This window comes from Streptomyces sp. NBC_00454 (assembly GCF_041434015.1).
Classification (GTDB): Bacteria; Actinomycetota; Actinomycetes; order Streptomycetales; family Streptomycetaceae; genus Streptomyces.
This window is the reverse complement of sequence record NZ_CP107907.1, coordinates 3498508-3514364: the sequence shown is the minus strand read 5'-3', so window position 1 is coordinate 3514364 and position 15857 is coordinate 3498508. Positions and strand designations below refer to the sequence as shown.

Genomic DNA, 15857 nt, shown 5'->3' with positions numbered 1-15857 from the left:
GGGTCAGGCCGGGGCCTGACGCCGCCGGACTCGGCGGTGGGTCGGACTCAGACGTTCGGACCCAGACGTTCGGACTCAGACGTTGACGCCGAAGTCCTGGGCGATGCCGGTCAGGCCCGAGGCGTAGCCCTGGCCCACGGCGCGGAACTTCCACTCCGCGCCGTTGCGGTAGAGCTCGCCGAAGACCATGGCGGTCTCGGTCGCCGCGTCCTCGGAGAGGTCGTAGCGGGCGATCTCGGCGCCGCCGGCCTGGTTGATGACGCGGATGTACGCGTTGCGGACCTGGCCGAAGTTCTGGCTGCGGGTCTCGGCGTCGTAGATGGAGACCGGGAAGACGATCTTGTCCACGTCGGCCGGGAGCCCGGCGAGGTTGACGTTGATCGACTCGTCGTCGCCCGAGCCCTCACCGGTGCGGTTGTCGCCGGTGTGGACGATGGTCTGGTCCGGGGTGGACTTGTTGTTGAAGAAGACGAAGTGGCCGTCGGAGACGACCTTGCCCATGGGGTTGACCGCGATGGCCGACGCGTCGAGGTCGAAGTCGACACCCGTCGTGGTCCGTACGTCCCAGCCGAGGCCGACCGTGACGGCCGCGAGGCCCGGGGCCTCCTTGCTGAGCGAGACGTTTCCGCCCTTGGAGAGGCTTACTGCCATGGTGACTGGTGTCCCTTCCTAGTCTCACGTGATGCCGCACTTGGTCCCGCTTGTCCCGACTTGTCGGTGACCGGCTTGTCGTATGACCGCGAGATTGCCCAAGTTACCGCTGACCTCCATAACGCCGGGAGGGGGTCGGTAGGTTCCGGATCCGCGAAATGCGCGTGACGCCGGGTGGCGCGGGGCGGATCATAGGGGGCATGCCTGGTCCCCATGTCATCCGCGGTTCCGTCGTGCTCCCCGAGGGCGAGCTCGCCTGGCGCTTCTCGCGGTCCTCGGGTCCGGGCGGCCAGCACGTGAACACCTCCGACTCGCGCGTGGAGCTGCTCTTCGACCTCGCGGCGACCAAGTCGCTGCCGGACGTGTGGAAGGAACGCGCGCTGGAGCGGCTCGCTTCGCGGCTGGTCGACGGGGTGGTGACGGTACGGGCCTCCGAGCACCGCTCGCAGTTCCGTAACCGGGAGATGGCGCTGGTCCGGCTGACCTCGCTGCTGGCGGAGGCGACGGCGCCGCCGCCGAAGGCGCGGCGGGCGACGAAGATCCCCCGGGGGATCAATGAGCGGCGGCTGCGCGAGAAGAAGGCCCGCGGCGAGACGAAGCGGGGCCGGACCGCCCGGGACTGGTAGCCGGCCCTCCGGCCACTGGCCCGGCCACTGGCCCGGCCACCGGCCCCGCCTACGGGGCCAAGTGGCGGTAGCGCCCCCGGAAGTACGTCAGGGGCGGGGCGTCGGGCGAGGGCTGGGCGGCGGCCAGGACGCGGCCGATGACCAGGGTGTGGTCCCCGGCCTCGACACGGTTTTCGGTACGGCACTCCAGGGTGGCCAGCGCGCCCGTCAGGAGCGGGGCTCCGGAGATCTCGCCCCGCACGTAGGGCACGTCCGCGAAGAGCAGGCGGTCGCTGATGCGGCCCTTCATCGAGAACCGGCTCGCGATCTGGACCTGGTGGTCGGACAGCACCGACACCGACCACAGCGGCTGCTCCGCCAGCAGGTCGTCCATCCGGGAGCCCTCGCGCAGGCTGACCAGGACCAGCGGCGGGTCCATGGACACGGACATGAAGGCGGTCGCCGTCATGCCGGCGTCCTCGCCGCGCGGGCCGCCCGCCCCCAGTGCGGGCTCGTGCGCGGTGATCAGGCACACGCCCGCCGCCAGTCGGGACATCGCGGCCCGGAATTCGTCGTTGCTCACCCCCTCAGGATGGGGTGCGGGGACGGAAAGCGTTGTCGTGGGGGTCGTGTTCGGCACGCTTCGGACGCTACTGTCCCCCTCCCGCGCGGCACATCGGGCTGAGGTCCGAGCCGCGTCCCCGCCCCTCGTCCTAGGACCGGGCGTAGTCTTTGCTTCCGGGAACGAACCGGCGTGCGGTCCGCGCGCGGGCGGCGCACGGGCCGCAGCGGCGGGCGGTGACAGGGAGAGCGCTCCCCGTGCGGCACGGGTGCGGAACGGGTCATGCGGGACACCTTTATTCATCTCATGTGACTTGAGTCACAGAGGGCAAGATTTGTTGACCCTGTGTACCTGCCGCACAGCTCACTGTGATTCAGTGGACGGGACACCGCAACGAAACGCCGATGACAAACCTGGAGTTGCTGTCGAGGTCTCGGGGAGAGCGAGCAATGGAGACCGAGTCGGAGCCGTACGTCCGTCTTGCGACCCTGCGGCAGCTGCACCAAGTGGTGGCCGAGCTCAATACGGCCAGGAGCCTGGCTGACACCCTGCAGACCGTCGTGGACGGCATCGTCGTGGGACTCGGCTACGAACTCGCCTGCGTCAACCTCGTACGCCCCGACGGTGACCTCGTCGTCGCCGCCTTCGCGGGAGACCCCGCCGCCGAAGCCCTGATCACCGGACGGGTCGGCTCGCGCGCCTCCTGGGAACGCCGCCTGACGATGGGTGAGGACTGGGACGGGCTCCGCTTCATCCCGCACACCGAGGGCTGGGTTCTCGTCGAGGACGACGTCCCCCAGTGGCACACCGAAGGCCCCGACCCCCGGTTCGAGGACGAATGGCATCCCGAGGACCGGCTCTACGCCCCCATGTACGCCTCCGGCGGCGAGCTGCTCGGCGTGGTCTCCGTGGACCGGCCGCGCAACGGGCGACGGCCCGGCGCGTGGGGCCGCGAGGCGCTCCAGATGTACGCCTTCCAGGCCGCGATTGCCATCAGCAACGCCCGACTGCGAGCGAACATGCAGCGGGCGCTGGTGCGTCTGGAACGTGAACAGCAGGCGCTGCGCGCGAGTGAGGAGTCGTTCCGCCAGGCCTTCGAGTACGCGCCCAGCGGCATGGCCATCGCCGAGATGGGCGGCGACCAGCACGGCCGGCTGCTGCGCACCAACGACGCGCTGTGCCGGCTCCTGGGCCGGCCCGCCTCCGTGCTGCGCCGGTACTCCTTCTCCGACCTGGTCCACCCCGAGGACATCGGCACCCTGCTGCGCACCTCCGCCGAGGGCGGCCGGGCCGAGCTGCGGCTCGGGCGGCGCGACGGCACGTACGTATGGGTCTCGCTGCGCAATTCCGTGGTCGCGGACGCCGCCGACGGGCCCCGGTTCCTGCTGACCCACGTCGAGGACATCGAGGAGCGCAAGCGGCACGAGCTCCAGCTCGCCCACCGCGCCAGCCACGACTCCCTGACCGGCCTGCCCAACAGCGCCGAGCTGCGCTCCCGGCTCGGCGCCCGGCTGTGCCGCCGGCCGCAGTCCGTGCGCGCCACCGCCGTGGAGGCCCTGGACGCCGCCTTCGAGACGCGGCCCGCGGTGGACGGCGGCTCCGGCGAGCACGGCTTCAGGCCCGACGGCTTCCCCGACCCCTTCGAGTTCCCCGGCGGGCTGGGCGGGCAGGGCGGTCCCGGTTCGGCCGGAGTGGGCCCGTACGAGCACCACGTGCACACCGTCGCGCCCGCCACCGACATCGACGACGGTACGAAGGGGCTCGCGGTGCTCTTCTGCGACCTCGACGGCTTCAAGTCGATCAACGACCGGTTCGGGCACCACACCGGCGACGCGGTGCTGATCGAGGTCGCCCGGCGGCTGACGACCGGTGTCAGGGACGGGGACACGGTCGCCCGGCTGGGTGGTGACGAATTCGTCGTCCTCGCCGACGGCCTGGGCGCGGCCGACGCCGCCGACCTCGCCGTACGGCTGCGCAACGCGATCATCCCGCCGATCCGGGTGGACGGCCGCGCGGTCCGTGTGGGAGCGAGTTTCGGCATCGGCTGGGCCAGCTGCGGGATGTCCGCGGACGAGGTCCTGCGCTCCGCCGACCAGCGGATGTACATCGAGAAGCGCTCCCGCTCCAAGGCGCACCGGCGGGCCGGGTGAGGTCGCGGTCCACCCGTGGGCGCACCTGTTCGGGGTAGGCTCCCCGGGGTCGAAAGGAGTGACCTGCGATGACGACGCCCGCGAACCACGGCTCGAACAACGGGGCGAACAAGCCCGAGGATGACGATCCGTTCGGCTACCTCTACGAGGACGGCCAGGCCGCGGGGGCCACCCCGCCCGGACAGGGCGGCGGGTACGGCTACCCCGGACCCACGGTCGGCGGTCAGCCGGGCGTGCCCCGGACCTCGTACAACCAGGTCCGTACGGTCGGTGATCGGCCCTACGGCGGCCAGCGCGGGCCCCTTCCCTACCAGCAGGGTCCGCAGCAGCAGCCTCCGGCCTACCAGGCCCAGTACCAGGCTCCCGAGGCGCTCCAGGCCGGCGGCTACGGCGTTCCCCCGCAGGGGCAGCCCCCGCAGCAGTACACGCAGTCCGTCCCGCTGCCGGGCGAGGGCCACGGCGGTCACGGGAACGGCGGCGGGTCCAGTCGCAGGGGCATGCTCATCGCCGCGGTGGCTGTGGTCGCGGCGGTCGCGATCGGCATCGGCGCGGCGGTGGTCTTCGGCAAGAAGGACAACGACCAGAACGGCAAGAACAACGCGAACGCCAGCCAGAGCCAGTCGGCGCCCCCGGTCAAGCCCTCGGGCCAGCCGAGCGGCTCCGCGTCCCCGGTCGCCGAGATGCCGAAGGGTGACGCGGGCGGTCCGGGCATGGTGATCTCCGGCGGCGCGGCGCTGCAGAACGCGGTGCAGGGAGCGAAGAGCGCGGGCGGTCAGTACGTCGGCAACTTCAACCAGCCGGGCGCGGCGGTGACCTGGACCCTGGACGTGCCGAAGGCGGGCACCTACCGGTTCTACGTGCAGTTCGGCATCCCCGGTGAGGACGCGAACGGCACCCTCACCGTGAACGGCAAGCCCAACAGCTCGCCGATCAGCATGCGCAACTTCGCCAACTCCCCCAAGGGGGACTGGGAGAAGGGCTGGCAGTCCACCTGGGGCCAGGTGACCCTCAACCAGGGCAGCAACACGATCAAGCTGTCGTGCGAGGCGGGCAACAAGTGCCAGTTCAACATCGACCAGTTCTGGCTCCAGCAGGGTTGACCCGCTGATCCGCGGGCCCGCTGATCAGCCGGCCCCGCGCTAGGCGGCCGTGACCTTCACCGACCCCCGTACCTCCTCGTAGGTGCGGGGGTCGAATTCTCCCGCGGCGGGGGCCCGGACCGTGGCCGCAGAGAGGGCGACCGCGCGGATCAGGCGGTCCGGCCAGTCCAGGCCCTCGACGAGGCCCGAGAGCAGGCCCGCGACCGCGGAGTCCCCGGCGCCGGTGGGGTTGCCCGCCAGGGTGCGGGGCGGGGCGGCCTGCCAGCTGCCCTCGGGGGTGGCGGCCAGGAGTCCGGCCGGGCCCAGCGAGGTGATCACCGCATGGGCGCCGCGGCGGCGGGCGTCCCGGGTGGCGGGCAGCGCGTCCCGGGATCCGGTCAGCTCGGCGAGCTCGGCGGCGTTCGGTTTGATCATCTCGGGGCGGGCGGCGACCCCGCGGCGCAGTGCTTCGCCGCTGGTGTCCAGGAGTACGGGCACCCCGGCCGTGCGGGCCGCCCGTACGAGGACGGCGTAGGCCCCGACGGGCACGCCGGGGGGCAGGCTGCCGCACAGGGCCACCGCGCGGGCGCCGCCCGCCAGCAGGGCCTCGTAGGCCTCCAGGAACGCCGACCACTCGGCCGAGGTGATCAGCGGGCCCGGTTCGTTGAACTGGGTGGTGTCGCCGGAGGCCGCGTCGGCCACGGCGAGGGTGCGCCGGGTGGTGCCGGCGCAGGGGACCAGTGCGTCGCGCACACCGGGGGAGGCGGCGAGCAGTTCGCGTACGACGGCTCCGGTGGGGCCGCCCGCGAAGCCGGTCGCGGTCACCTCGTGGCCGAGCGCGGCGAGTACGCGGGCGACGTTGAGGCCCTTGCCGCCCGGCCGTTCGGCGACGTCGGTGACGCGGTGGGAGGTGTGCGCGTGCAGGCGCGGTACGCGGTAGGTGACGTCGAGTGCGGTGTTGAGCGTCACGGTAAGGATCATGGCAGGCCCCGGTCTCGGTGTGTGCCGACAGCTTCCAGGCCGACACGCGCTCCGAACAAGAGAGCGGTCGGCCCGGTACCCGGGGCCGACCGCTTTTTCTCAGCGCGGTTTCCTCAACTCTGTGCCGCGGCGGGGCGCACGATCCATTCGCCGCGCCGCATGACGCCCTTGAGGTCGAAGGCCGAGTCGAGGACGACGAGGTCCGCGTACTTGCCGGGCTCCAGCGAGCCGACCTGGTCGTAGACGCCGATCAGCTTGGCCGGGTTGACGGAGATCGCCTGGACCACGGACTCGACGGGGAGCTTGTCGAGGGTGACGGACCGCTTGAAGGCGGTGTCCAGGGTCAGGGTGGAACCGGCGATGGAGCCGCCCTCGACCAGGCGGGCCACGCCCTCCTTGACCTCGACCTCCAGCGGGCCGAGGTGGTAGATCCCGTCGCCGAACCCGGCCGCGTCCATCGCGTCGGTGATCAGCGCCACCCGGTGCGCGCCCGCGTGGTGGAAGGCCAGCTCCAGCATGGCCGGGTGCAGGTGGGTGCCGTCGTTGATCAGCTCGACGGTGACCCGCTCGTCCTCCAGCAGCGCCGCGATCGGTCCCGGGGCGCGGTGTTCCATGCCCGGCATCGCGTTGTAGAGGTGGGTGGCCACGGTCGCGCCGGCGTCGATGGCCTGGAGCGTCTGCTCGTACGTGGAGTCGGTGTGGCCGATCGCGGCGATGACCCCGTGCTCGGCCAGCAGCCGTACGGAGTCCAGGCCGCCCGGGAGCTCGGTGGCGAGGGTGAACATCCGGGCGGAGCCCTGCGCGGCGTCCATCAGCTTGCGGACCTCGGCCGGGTCGGGGTCGCGCAGGAGGTCCTCCTTGTGCGCGCCCTTGCGGCAGGGGTTGATGAAGGGGCCCTCGAAGTGGATGCCCGCGATGTCGCCCTGCTGGGTCAGCTCGGCGAGCAGTCCGGCGCGGCGGGCCAGCTCGTCGAGTTCGCCGGTGACGGTGGAGGCCACCAGGGTGGTGGTGCCGTGCTCGCGGTGGGTCCGTACGCCCTTGAGCACCTCCTCGGCGGTGCCGGAGGTGAAGGAGGCGCCGCCGCCGCCGTGGTTGTGCATGTCGACGAAGCCGGGAACGATCAGGCACCCGGTGAGGTCGACCACGTCGGCGTTCTCGTGGGCGCTGCCGGCGATGCGCTCGCCGTCGACGATGAGGCGCCCGCCCTTGACGATGCCCGTGGGCAGCACCACGTCGGCGCCGGAGAGAACGGTGCTGCGGCCCACATGTGCGCTTCCGGACATCAGGCAGGTACCTCCGTGGCGAGTAGATCCCAGGCGAGCAGCCCTGCGCCCAGGCATCCGGCGGTGTCCCCGAGGGCCGCCGGAACGATGTGGGGCAGCCGCTGGAACGTCACGCGTTCCTCCACGGCCGTCCGTAGTGGTGTGAACAAGGTTTCCCCGGCCTCGGCCAGCCCGCCACCGATGATCAGCGTGCGGGGGTCCAGCAGGGTGATCGCCGTGACCAGCCCGTCGGCCAGCGCGCCGATGGCGGCGAGCCAGACCTCGCGGGCGCGGGCATCACCGGATTCGACGGCCTTGGCGCAGTCCGCGGCGTCCGCCTCGGGGTCGCCGGAGGCGGCCGCCCAGGCCCGGCTGACGGCCGAGGCCGAGGCGAGGGTCTCCAGGCAGCCGCGCTGGCCGCAGCCGCAGGCGGGGCCGCCGGGGCGGACCACGATGTGGCCGATCTCGCCCGCGTAGCCGTGCGCGCCCGCTTCGATGCGGCCGGCGATGCCGATCGCTCCGGCGATGCCGGTGCCGAGGGGGACGAACAGGAAGCGGTCGGCGCCGCGGCCCGCGCCGATGCGGCCCTCGGCGAGTCCGCCCGTGCGGACGTCGTGGCCGAGGGCGACCGGGATGCCTCCGAGGCGTCTGCCGAGGAGCTCGCGCATCGGGACGTCGCGCCAGCCCAGGTTCGCCGCGTAGACGGCGATCCCGTTCTCGGCGTCGACGATGCCGGGGACCGCGACGCCGGCCGCGGACGCGGTGGCGCCGAAGCGCTGCCGGCCGAGGTCGAGGAGCTCGGCGGCGAAGTCCTGGATCGTCTCGACGACGGCTTCGGCGCCCCGCTCGCGACCGGTGGCGCGGCGCGCCTCGTGGAGCAGGGTGCCGTCGGCCGCGACGAGGGCGGCCTTCATCCCAGTGCCGCCCACATCGAGGGCGATGACGTGTTTCACGGGTTTCACGGGTGACAGTCTCGCGTGCTCGGAGGGGAAAGGTCTAGTCCACTGAGGGGGGATTGTTGAGCAGCCATACAAATTCGGGACCTTGGTCGCGCGAAGGGGCTCTCGTGCAGGACGTGTGCACGTTCGGGGCCGGATGTTGACCGGCCGGGAGAGTGGTGTAGACCTTTATCTGAATCGTACGGAACAACCTGGGGTGGAACGAGAACAGTGAAGGCCCGAACTGTGCAGACCCGAAAGCTGAACCTGGCCGCGTCCGGCGTCGCACTGTGCCTGACCACCATGACGCTGACCGGCTGCGGATCCCTCTCGGGCGTCACGGGGAACAACGAGGTCACCCTGCGGGTCGTGGCGGCCGATTACGGAGACAATCCGGCGAACTCCTCCAAGGGCTACTGGAAGGACCTCGCGGCGGCCTTCGAGAAGACCCACCCCGATATCAAGGTCGAGGTCGACGTCCTGTCCTGGTCCGAGGTGGACGCCAAGGTCGCCGAAATGGTCAAGGACGGAAAGGCCCCCGACATCGCCCAGATCGGCGCCTACGCCGACTACGCGGCCGAGGGCAAGCTCTACTCCGCCGACGAACTGCTCTCCGTCAACACCGAGGCCGACTTCCTCGCCCCGCTCGCCGACGCGGGCAAGGTCAAGCGCGTCCAGTACGGACTGCCCTTCGTGGCCAGCACGCGGCTGATGTTCTACAACGAGAAGCTGCTCACCGACGCCGGGGTCATAGCCAAGGACGCCAAGGGCCCCTGGCAGCCCAAGAGCTGGACGGAGCTCGAAGCGGCCGCCAAGAAGCTCAAGGCGGCCGGCGTCCCGACCCCCTTCGCGCTGCCCCTGGGCCGTGAGGAGGCGCAGGCCGAGACGATGCAGTGGATGCTCGCCGGCGGCGGCGGTTACAGCGACAACGAAGACCAGTACGCGATCGACTCCCCGGACAACATCAAGACCTTCGAGTTCCTGCGCGACAAGCTCGTCGGACAGGGCCTGACCGGCCCCGTGGCGCCGGCCAAGCTCGACCGCCAGGCCGCCTTCGACTCCTTCACGCGCGGCGAGGTCGGCATGCTCAACGGCCACCCGACGCTGATCAAGCAGGCCTCCGACAAGGGCGTGAAGTACGGCATGACCCCCATGCCGACCGCCGACGGCGCCGAGCACTCGGCGATGGGCGTCGCCGACTGGGTGATGGCCTTCAAGAACGGCCACCCGAAGGAGGCCGGACGGTTCCTGGACTTCCTGTACGAGCCGAACAACCAGACCGCCTTCACCGAGAAGTACGACCTCCTCCCCGTCACCACGAGCGGTGTCCGCGCGATGGATGCCACGACGGGGGCCACGTCGGCGCAGCTGAAGACCTTCCTGCACGCGTTGCCGAACGCGCGGCTGTACCCGGTGGGCAAGAAGTCCTGGTCGACGGTGAGCGAGGACATCAAGAAGAACATCGGCACCACCGTGCAGCCGGGCGGCCAGCCGGCGAAGGTGCTCGGCGACATCGCGGACGCGGGGCGCAAGGCGGACCCGCGCTGACGCGTGCCGACCCGCGCCGACCCGCTCTGACCCGCGCTGACCCGCGCTGACCCGCTCCGAGAGGGTGCCCGCGCGCGGGCCGCTGTCGGTGGGCGGCGTTAATCTGGCCGTATGACGGACGAGGAGCGGCCGGCGGCCGGGCCGGCCGGTCTGAGCGCCGAGGAAGCGGCGGTGCTCGCCTACGAAGGCCGGACCTGGCCCGGACCCGGGGCCAAGGAGCGGGCCATACGGGAGGGCCTGGGCATGCCTCCGGTCCGGTACTACCAGCTGCTCAACGCCCTGATGGACGACCCGCGGGCCCTGCGGCACGCCCCCGGCACCGTGAACCGGCTCCGGCGCATCCGCGAAGCCCAGCGGGCCAGGCGGTAGCAGCGCCTCAGGCAGAGGTCCACGCGGCATAGCCGTGGCCCGGCGGGGCCGTTAGGGTCGAGCGTATGGGGAGCCATCCGCACGACCTGCCGATGCCCGTCACCGCCGCCGGACGCGAGGGACTCGAAGCCCTCCTCCGCACACCGCACCGCTCCGTCGTCGCCCTCGACTTCGACGGAACCCTCGCCGAGATCGTCCCCGACCCCGACCAGGCCCGGGCCCACCCCGACGCCGTCGCCGCGCTCTCCGCGCTCGCCCCCGAAGTCGGGTCGGTCGCGGTGATCACCGGCCGGCCCGCCGGGGTCGCCGTCCGCTACGGCGGCTTCGCCGGGGTCCCCGGACTGGAGCACCTGGTCGTCCTCGGACACTACGGAGCCGAGCGCTGGGACGCCGTGACCGGCATAGTCCACGCCCCGGCGGAGCACCCGGGAGTGGCGGCCGTACGGGCCGAGCTGCCGGGGTTCCTCGACGCGATCGGCGCCTGGCGCGGGACGTGGATCGAGGAGAAGGGCCAGGCCCTCGCCGTCCACACCCGCCGGGCGCAGGACCCCGAAGGGGCGTTCGCGGCCCTGCGGGAACCCCTGGCAGGCCTCGCCGCCCGGCACGGGCTGATGGTCGAGCCGGGGCGGGCCGTGCTCGAACTGCGGCCGCCGGGGATGGACAAGGGCGTCGCCCTGACGGAATACCTCGCGGAGGTCGGAGCCTCGGCCGTCCTGTACGCGGGGGACGACCTGGGCGACCTGGCGGCGTACTCGGCGGTGGAGAAGCTCCGGGCGGACGGCCTGCCGGGGCTGCTGGTGTGCAGTGGCTCCGCGGAGGTCCCCGAACTGGCCGCCCGGGCCGACCTGATCCTGTCCGGCCCGGCCGAAGTCGTGGCCTTCCTGGCCACCCTTGCTGCCGCCGTCGCCGCCTGACGGGTGGCAGGCCCTGCGGGGCTTGTCCCCGACCCGCCCTTCCACCGTTCCCCGGGCGCTGCCCGGACCCGGTCCTCAAACGCCGGACGGGCTGGATACATCCAGCCCCGCCGGCGTTTGAGGCGCGGGGTCTGGGGCGGAGCCCCAGGGAACGGGCGAAGGGCGGGTCGGGGACCAGCCCCGCAGGGCACCGGTCAGCCGCGCACGGCGTCCAGCTGGGCTGCCAGCCATGCGCCCGGCGGCAGCGCAGTGGCCGCCGCGGCCAACCGCTTCGTACGGTCCGCGCGCTCAGCGGACGGCATGGACAGCGCCGCGTGCAGGGCCTCCGCCGTCTCCGTGACGTCGTACGGGTTCACCGTCAACGCATCCCCGCGGAGCTCCTCGTACGCCCCCGCCCCCGTCGACAGGACCAGCGCGCAGCCGGCCTCCGAGACCACCGGGATCTCCTTCGCCACCAGGTTCATCCCGTCCCGCACCGGGTTGACCAGCGCCACGTCCGCCAGCCGGTACGCCGCCAGGGAGCGGGCGAAGTCGTCCTCGACGGAGACGAGCACCGGCTGCCACCCGGGCGTCCCGAACTCCGTGTTGATCGCCGCCGCCAGCTCGCGCACCGAATCCGTGTACGCCCGGTACACCGCCAGGTCCTGCCGGGACGGATAGGCGGAGGCCAGGTGCACCACCCGCTCCCGCCACTCGGGGTGGGTCGTCAGCAGCTCCCGGTACGCCAGGAGCCCCCGCAGGATGTTCTTCGACAGCTCCGTGCGGTCCACGCGGACGATCGTCCTCAGCCCGCCGACCTCCGCCCGCAGCGCCGCCAGCTTGTCGTTCACCTCCGGGCGGTGCGCGAGTGCGCGCAGCTCGTCCCCGTCCACCCCCAGGGGGAACGCCGCCACCGGCGCCGCCGCCCCCGCCGAGTCCGTGAACTCCCGGGCCCACGCCGCGGTGTGGAAGCCCACCAGGTCCGCGCCGAGCATGCCCCGCAGCAGTTGTTCGCGGATGTCCGACGGGAGCAGGTCCAGGTACTGCTTCGAGGCCCACGGGGTGTGCGTGAAGTGGCCGATCCTCAGGTCCGGGCGCAGCTCGCGCAACTGCCCCGGGGCCAGCGCCAGGTGGTAGTCCTGGATCAGGACCGCCGCCCCCTCGGCGGCCTCCTCGGCCAGGGCCTCGGCGAAGGCCCGGTTGTAGGCCACGTAGGAGTCCCAGCGGCGCCGGAAGTCCGCGTCGAAGACCGGCTCGCGCGGGATGTCGTACAGGTGGTGGTGGAGGAACCACAGCACCGAGTTCGCGATCCCGTTGTACGCGTCGTCGTAGACCCGCGGTTCGATCGCGAGCATCCGTACGCCCGGCTCGGCCACGCCCCGGCGTACCGCCTCCCGGTCCGCGTCCGACAGCGCCGCGCAGATCCACAGCGCCTCCGGCTGCTGGGCCAGGGCCGCGGAGAGGCCGGATACGAGGCCGCCCCCGCCCCGGCGGGCACTGAGCATGCCGTCCGGGGCGAGGGCGTACGAGAGCGGGCCGCGGTTCGCGGCGACGAGCACCTGGGAAGCCATGCGGCGAACCTAGCCCGCCCCGTGCCCGGTCAAACTTCAGTTCCTGCGTGTCCGGCGAACCGAGACGAAGACCACGGCGCCGAGGACCGTCAGGGTGGCGGCCGCGCTGCCCATCAGCCAGAGCTCACGGCCGTCCGAGCCGGTGCTCGCCAGGTTTCCGCCCCCGGTGCCGTTCCCGGTGCCGCCCTGCGCCGGGGGCTCCGGCAGCGGACGCGGCTGCTGCGTGGTGGAGGGGAAGGAGGGGGACGTGGAGGGGGACGTTGATGTCGACGGGCTCGGCGACGGGTCCGTCGACTTCGACGGTGACGGCGAGGGGGCCGGGGTTTCGATCACCGGCGGGACCGGCGCGCACGCCGGGTCCTTCGAGCCGTCCTCGCAGTTGGTGCGGCCGCTCTGCGCGACGACCTCGTTCGTCAGCTTCCCGTCGCCCGTCAGCGGGTCGTTGACCTTCACCTTGTAGGTGATGGTCGCGGTCTTCCCCTTCGGGACGTCGCCCGTCCAGGACACCTTCGGCGCCGTGTAGGAGGGCGATCCGAGGTCCGCCGTCACCACCCCGTCGAAGGCCGCGTCGTCGAGGAGCTCGGTGAGGTCGTCGGTCAGCTTCGCGTTCGGGTAGTCCAGGCTGCTGATGTTCTTCGCGGTGATCGTGTACGTCACCGTGTCGCCCGGCTTCACCGACTTCGCGGGCGAGGCCGTCTTCTTCACTTCCAGGTCCGGCACCGGCACGGCCAGGGCGAACTGCGAGATGACGTACGTGTCCCCGCGGGTGCGGAAGGTCAGGTCCGCGGAGGTGGCCCCGGGTGGCAGGGCCGTGGCCGGGATCTCGAAGGACTTGGCGTCGATGCTGAGGTTGTTGGGGTGGTCCGGGCTCAGTGAGCCGTCGGCCGAGCTGGTGAAGAAGTTGTCGGTGGCCTTGTTGCCGGGGTTGGCGATGTTGGTGCCGTTCACCCGGAACTGGTCGCCCTTGGTGTTCCGGTCGCCCTCGTACGCGGTGGCGCTCGCCCGCACCGGGCCGTCGCCCGTGCGGTAGAAGCCCTCGACCTGGACGGTGGTGTCGGGGCTGGTGGAGCGCTGGAGCACGTGGCCGCCGTAGACGTAGACGTTGCGCCGCTCCGGCGCGTTCTCGTGCGGGCCGGGGTACTTGTAGACGACGGTCAGGGACCAGCCGGCGACGCAGCCGCGGCCCTGCGCGGCCCAGACGTCGCCGACGGCGACCGAGACCGGGGAGCCGGTGGGGACGTCCGCGAAGGCGGCGGTGACGTCGGACTCGCCCGTGTAGTAGTGCGGGCCGCCCGTCTGCGGCGGGTCCTGGACCATGTTCGACGGGGTCACCGGCCGGGCGGCGCCCGCGCCGACCTTGAGGACCGGGCGGGTGGTCAGCGGCTCGCCGGGGGAGGGGACGGCGTCCTCGCCCGAGACGTCGCAGCGCTTGATGAGATTCGAGCCGAGCCGGTAGCCGCCGTTGTTGCCGCCCCAGAACAGGCGCGCGTACGCCACCTCCGCGCCCGCGGGCACGGTGAGCCGGCCGGTGCTGGAGGTGCGGGTGGGCGTTTCGAGCCCGGCCGCGTCGATCGGGCGGGCGACGAAGTCGTTGTTGTTCTTCGTGCCGCGGCCCTGCTGGACCTCGGAGCACTCCGCGGCGTCGGCGGGCGGTGCCTCGGGGCATCCCATCACCGTGTTGCCGAGGGTGATGAAGTCCCCGTAGAGCGCCTCGTCGTACCGCTTCTCGAAGGGGGAGACCACCTCCGCGGCCGCCGGTCCGCTCAGCGAGCCGACCAGCAGGGCCGTACCCCCGGCCACCGCGAGGGCAGCACCCCATACATGTCTGAAACGTGTAAACCCCATAAAAGGGAAATTAGCCCGATTGAGGCGGTTTCTTCGGTTACGCCACGCGACGCCGCGCGTACTCCTCGATGTCCCGCATCGGCGGCCGTTCCTCGGTGTCCACGGCATAGGTGTGCGGCACGAACCCCTGCGGACCGCGCTCGAACTGCGTCAGCTCCGGCCGTACGAGGTGCCCGCGCGAGAGCCGCAGCAGCGCCGTCCGGTAGATCGCCGCGGCCATCCGCCCCAGCGCCAGGCCGTCCTGGTGGCGGTGGAGCCGTACGCCCACGTCCACCTGGGCCAGCGCGTCCAGCCCGACCGTGTGCAGCGCGTCCACCAGCAGGCCCAGCTCCACGCCGTACCCGACGGGGAACGGCAGCCGCTCCAGCAGGTCGCGGCGTACGGCGTACTCGCCGCCCAGCGGCTGGACGAAGCCGGCCAGCTGCGGCCAGTGCAGGTTGAGCAGGGGGCGGGCCACCAGCTCCGTCACCCTGCCTCCCTGCTCGGCGCCGCCGGGACGGCCGAGCTCGGCTCCGCCCGGACCGCCGCCGGGCGCGCCCAGCGGGCGGTCGTACATGGCCTTGACGAAGGACACCTCCGGATCCGTCAGCAGCGGCCCGACGATCCCGGACACGAAGGTGGAGGAGAAGTCCCGCAGGTCGGCGTCCACGAAGCAGACGACGTCCCCGCTCGTGGCCAGCAGCGAACGCCACAGCACCTCCCCCTTGCCGGGCAGGGCCGGAAGCCGCGGCAGGATCTCGTCGCGGTGCACCACCCGGGCCCCGGCCTTGGCCGCCACCTCCGCCGTCCGGTCGGTGGAACCCGAGTCCACGACGACGAGCTCGTCGACCAGCGGCGTGCCCGGTCCGTCCATCAGGTCGCGCCGGATCACCTCGACGATGGCCCCGACCGTGGCCTCCTCGTTCAGCGCGGGCAGCACCACGCTGACCGTCGTACCGGCTGCCCGTTTGGCGGAAAGCAGCTGGTCGAGCGGTCGGTCGGCGGCGGACCAGGAGCGGGCGGACAGCCAGCGCTCCACCTCTTCCAGCACCTTCGGAACTCCTCTGTCGGTCGGCGGGGCCCAGGCGGAACGCCGGTGCTTTCCGCCGATATGTGATCCATCTCGCCGTTCGGACGGCTGTCTCAACCACCCGGGGCTTCGGTTACAGTCTTGAACAACGCAAAGGTCCACCGCATGCCGGGGGGCCTCGCGAACAAACGCCCGGGCGCGCCACAGAGCGTGTCGCCCGGTGCCATACCGCTCATCCAGAGGGGCAGAGGGACACGGCCCGTTGAAGCCCCGGCAACCCTCCAGTCGGTTCTCGCGATCGCTCACGCAGCGACTCAGCGGGGTCCCCGGCTAGGGAAGGTGCCAATTCCGTCTCGTGACGACGTTCGTCATGGGGAAGATGAGGAGAAAGGGC

General features: G+C 72.0%; 14 protein-coding genes and 1 riboswitch. Of the genes, 6 read left to right on the top strand and 8 right to left on the bottom strand.

Features of this window, described 5'->3' with window-relative positions:
- Nucleotides 1-75: 75 nt before the first annotated feature.
- Nucleotides 76-651 (bottom strand): TerD family protein, encoded by a 576-nt coding sequence (locus tag OHU74_RS16245; protein WP_330297153.1) that lies wholly within the window; start codon nt 649-651, stop codon nt 76-78.
- A gap of 200 nt (nt 652-851) precedes the next feature.
- On the opposite strand from OHU74_RS16245, the gene arfB reads away from it, so the two are divergent.
- Nucleotides 852-1277, top strand: coding sequence for an alternative ribosome rescue aminoacyl-tRNA hydrolase ArfB (gene arfB / locus OHU74_RS16240; RefSeq protein ID WP_371616584.1), 426 nt, complete (start codon nt 852-854; stop codon nt 1275-1277).
- A 49-nt stretch (nt 1278-1326) separates the two neighbouring features.
- On the opposite strand, the gene OHU74_RS16235 is transcribed toward arfB, so the two are convergent.
- The gene (locus tag OHU74_RS16235; RefSeq protein WP_371616583.1) at nt 1327-1896 is read right to left on the bottom strand and encodes a flavin reductase family protein; all 570 of its coding nucleotides are present in this window, start codon (nt 1894-1896) and stop codon (nt 1327-1329) included.
- 371 nt (nt 1897-2267) lie between these two features.
- Between OHU74_RS16235 and cdgB the strand changes: the two genes are divergently transcribed.
- Both cdgB and OHU74_RS16225 read left to right on the top strand, forming a co-directional pair.
- Nucleotides 2268-3968, top strand: coding sequence for a diguanylate cyclase CdgB (cdgB, locus tag OHU74_RS16230; RefSeq protein WP_371616582.1), 1701 nt, complete (start codon nt 2268-2270; stop codon nt 3966-3968).
- A 68-nt stretch (nt 3969-4036) separates the two neighbouring features.
- Nucleotides 4037-5068 (top strand): CBM35 domain-containing protein, encoded by a 1032-nt coding sequence (locus OHU74_RS16225; RefSeq protein ID WP_371616581.1) that lies wholly within the window; start codon nt 4037-4039, stop codon nt 5066-5068.
- 39 nt (nt 5069-5107) lie between these two features.
- On the opposite strand, the gene OHU74_RS16220 is transcribed toward OHU74_RS16225, so the two are convergent.
- From OHU74_RS16220 to OHU74_RS16210, 3 genes are all read right to left on the bottom strand, one after another.
- Nucleotides 5108-6028: a 1-phosphofructokinase family hexose kinase gene (locus OHU74_RS16220; protein WP_371616580.1), complete on the bottom strand. Its 921-nt coding sequence runs from the start codon at nt 6026-6028 to the stop codon at nt 5108-5110.
- Nucleotides 6029-6141: 113 nt separating this feature from the next.
- Entirely contained in the window at nt 6142-7311 is a 1170-nt protein-coding gene (gene nagA / locus OHU74_RS16215; protein ID WP_371616579.1) for an N-acetylglucosamine-6-phosphate deacetylase, read from the bottom strand.
- Nucleotides 7311-8243 carry an ROK family protein gene (locus OHU74_RS16210; protein WP_371619705.1) on the bottom strand — a complete coding sequence of 311 codons (933 nt, stop codon included), beginning with the start codon at nt 8241-8243 and terminating at the stop codon, nt 7311-7313. Before OHU74_RS16210 ends, nagA begins: the two co-directional genes overlap by 1 nt.
- Nucleotides 8244-8474: 231 nt before the next feature.
- Between OHU74_RS16210 and OHU74_RS16205 the strand changes: the two genes are divergently transcribed.
- From OHU74_RS16205 to otsB, 3 genes are all read left to right on the top strand, one after another.
- The gene (locus OHU74_RS16205) at nt 8475-9776 is read left to right on the top strand and encodes an extracellular solute-binding protein (RefSeq protein ID WP_371616578.1); all 1302 of its coding nucleotides are present in this window, start codon (nt 8475-8477) and stop codon (nt 9774-9776) included.
- A gap of 111 nt (nt 9777-9887) precedes the next feature.
- Nucleotides 9888-10145, top strand: coding sequence for a DUF3263 domain-containing protein (locus OHU74_RS16200; RefSeq protein WP_330297146.1), 258 nt, complete (start codon nt 9888-9890; stop codon nt 10143-10145).
- 65 nt (nt 10146-10210) lie between these two features.
- A complete protein-coding gene (gene otsB / locus OHU74_RS16195; RefSeq protein WP_371616577.1) occupies nt 10211-11059 on the top strand; it encodes a trehalose-phosphatase in 849 nt (282 codons plus the stop codon).
- 194 nt (nt 11060-11253) lie between these two features.
- Here the strand turns inward: otsB and OHU74_RS16190 are convergent, their stop codons facing one another.
- From OHU74_RS16190 to OHU74_RS16180, 3 genes are all read right to left on the bottom strand, one after another.
- Nucleotides 11254-12609 carry a trehalose-6-phosphate synthase gene (locus OHU74_RS16190; RefSeq protein WP_371616576.1) on the bottom strand — a complete coding sequence of 452 codons (1356 nt, stop codon included), beginning with the start codon at nt 12607-12609 and terminating at the stop codon, nt 11254-11256.
- A gap of 36 nt (nt 12610-12645) precedes the next feature.
- Entirely contained in the window at nt 12646-14409 is a 1764-nt protein-coding gene (locus OHU74_RS16185; RefSeq protein WP_371616575.1) for a hypothetical protein, read from the bottom strand.
- Between the two features lie 82 nt (nt 14410-14491).
- Entirely contained in the window at nt 14492-15484 is a 993-nt protein-coding gene (locus OHU74_RS16180) for a glucosyl-3-phosphoglycerate synthase (protein WP_371616574.1), read from the bottom strand.
- Between the two features lie 208 nt (nt 15485-15692).
- Nucleotides 15693-15849: riboswitch (SAM riboswitch) on the top strand.
- Nucleotides 15850-15857: the final 8 nt, after the last annotated feature.

What these genes read in the sequence shown, in the direction of transcription:
- otsB (WP_371616577.1), top strand. Translation starts at nt 10,211, where the DNA reads ATGGGGAGCCATCCGCACGACCTGCCGATGCCCGTCACCGCCGCCGGA.
- OHU74_RS16225 (WP_371616581.1), top strand. Translation starts at nt 4,037, where the DNA reads ATGACGACGCCCGCGAACCACGGCTCGAACAACGGGGCGAACAAGCCC.
- arfB (WP_371616584.1), top strand. Translation starts at nt 852, where the DNA reads ATGCCTGGTCCCCATGTCATCCGCGGTTCCGTCGTGCTCCCCGAGGGC.
- OHU74_RS16245 (WP_330297153.1), bottom strand. Translation starts at nt 651, where the DNA reads ATGGCAGTAAGCCTCTCCAAGGGCGGAAACGTCTCGCTCAGCAAGGAG.
- cdgB (WP_371616582.1), top strand. Translation starts at nt 2,268, where the DNA reads ATGGAGACCGAGTCGGAGCCGTACGTCCGTCTTGCGACCCTGCGGCAG.
- OHU74_RS16190 (WP_371616576.1), bottom strand. Translation starts at nt 12,609, where the DNA reads ATGGCTTCCCAGGTGCTCGTCGCCGCGAACCGCGGCCCGCTCTCGTAC.
- OHU74_RS16220 (WP_371616580.1), bottom strand. Translation starts at nt 6,028, where the DNA reads ATGATCCTTACCGTGACGCTCAACACCGCACTCGACGTCACCTACCGC.
- OHU74_RS16200 (WP_330297146.1), top strand. Translation starts at nt 9,888, where the DNA reads ATGACGGACGAGGAGCGGCCGGCGGCCGGGCCGGCCGGTCTGAGCGCC.
- nagA (WP_371616579.1), bottom strand. Translation starts at nt 7,311, where the DNA reads ATGTCCGGAAGCGCACATGTGGGCCGCAGCACCGTTCTCTCCGGCGCC.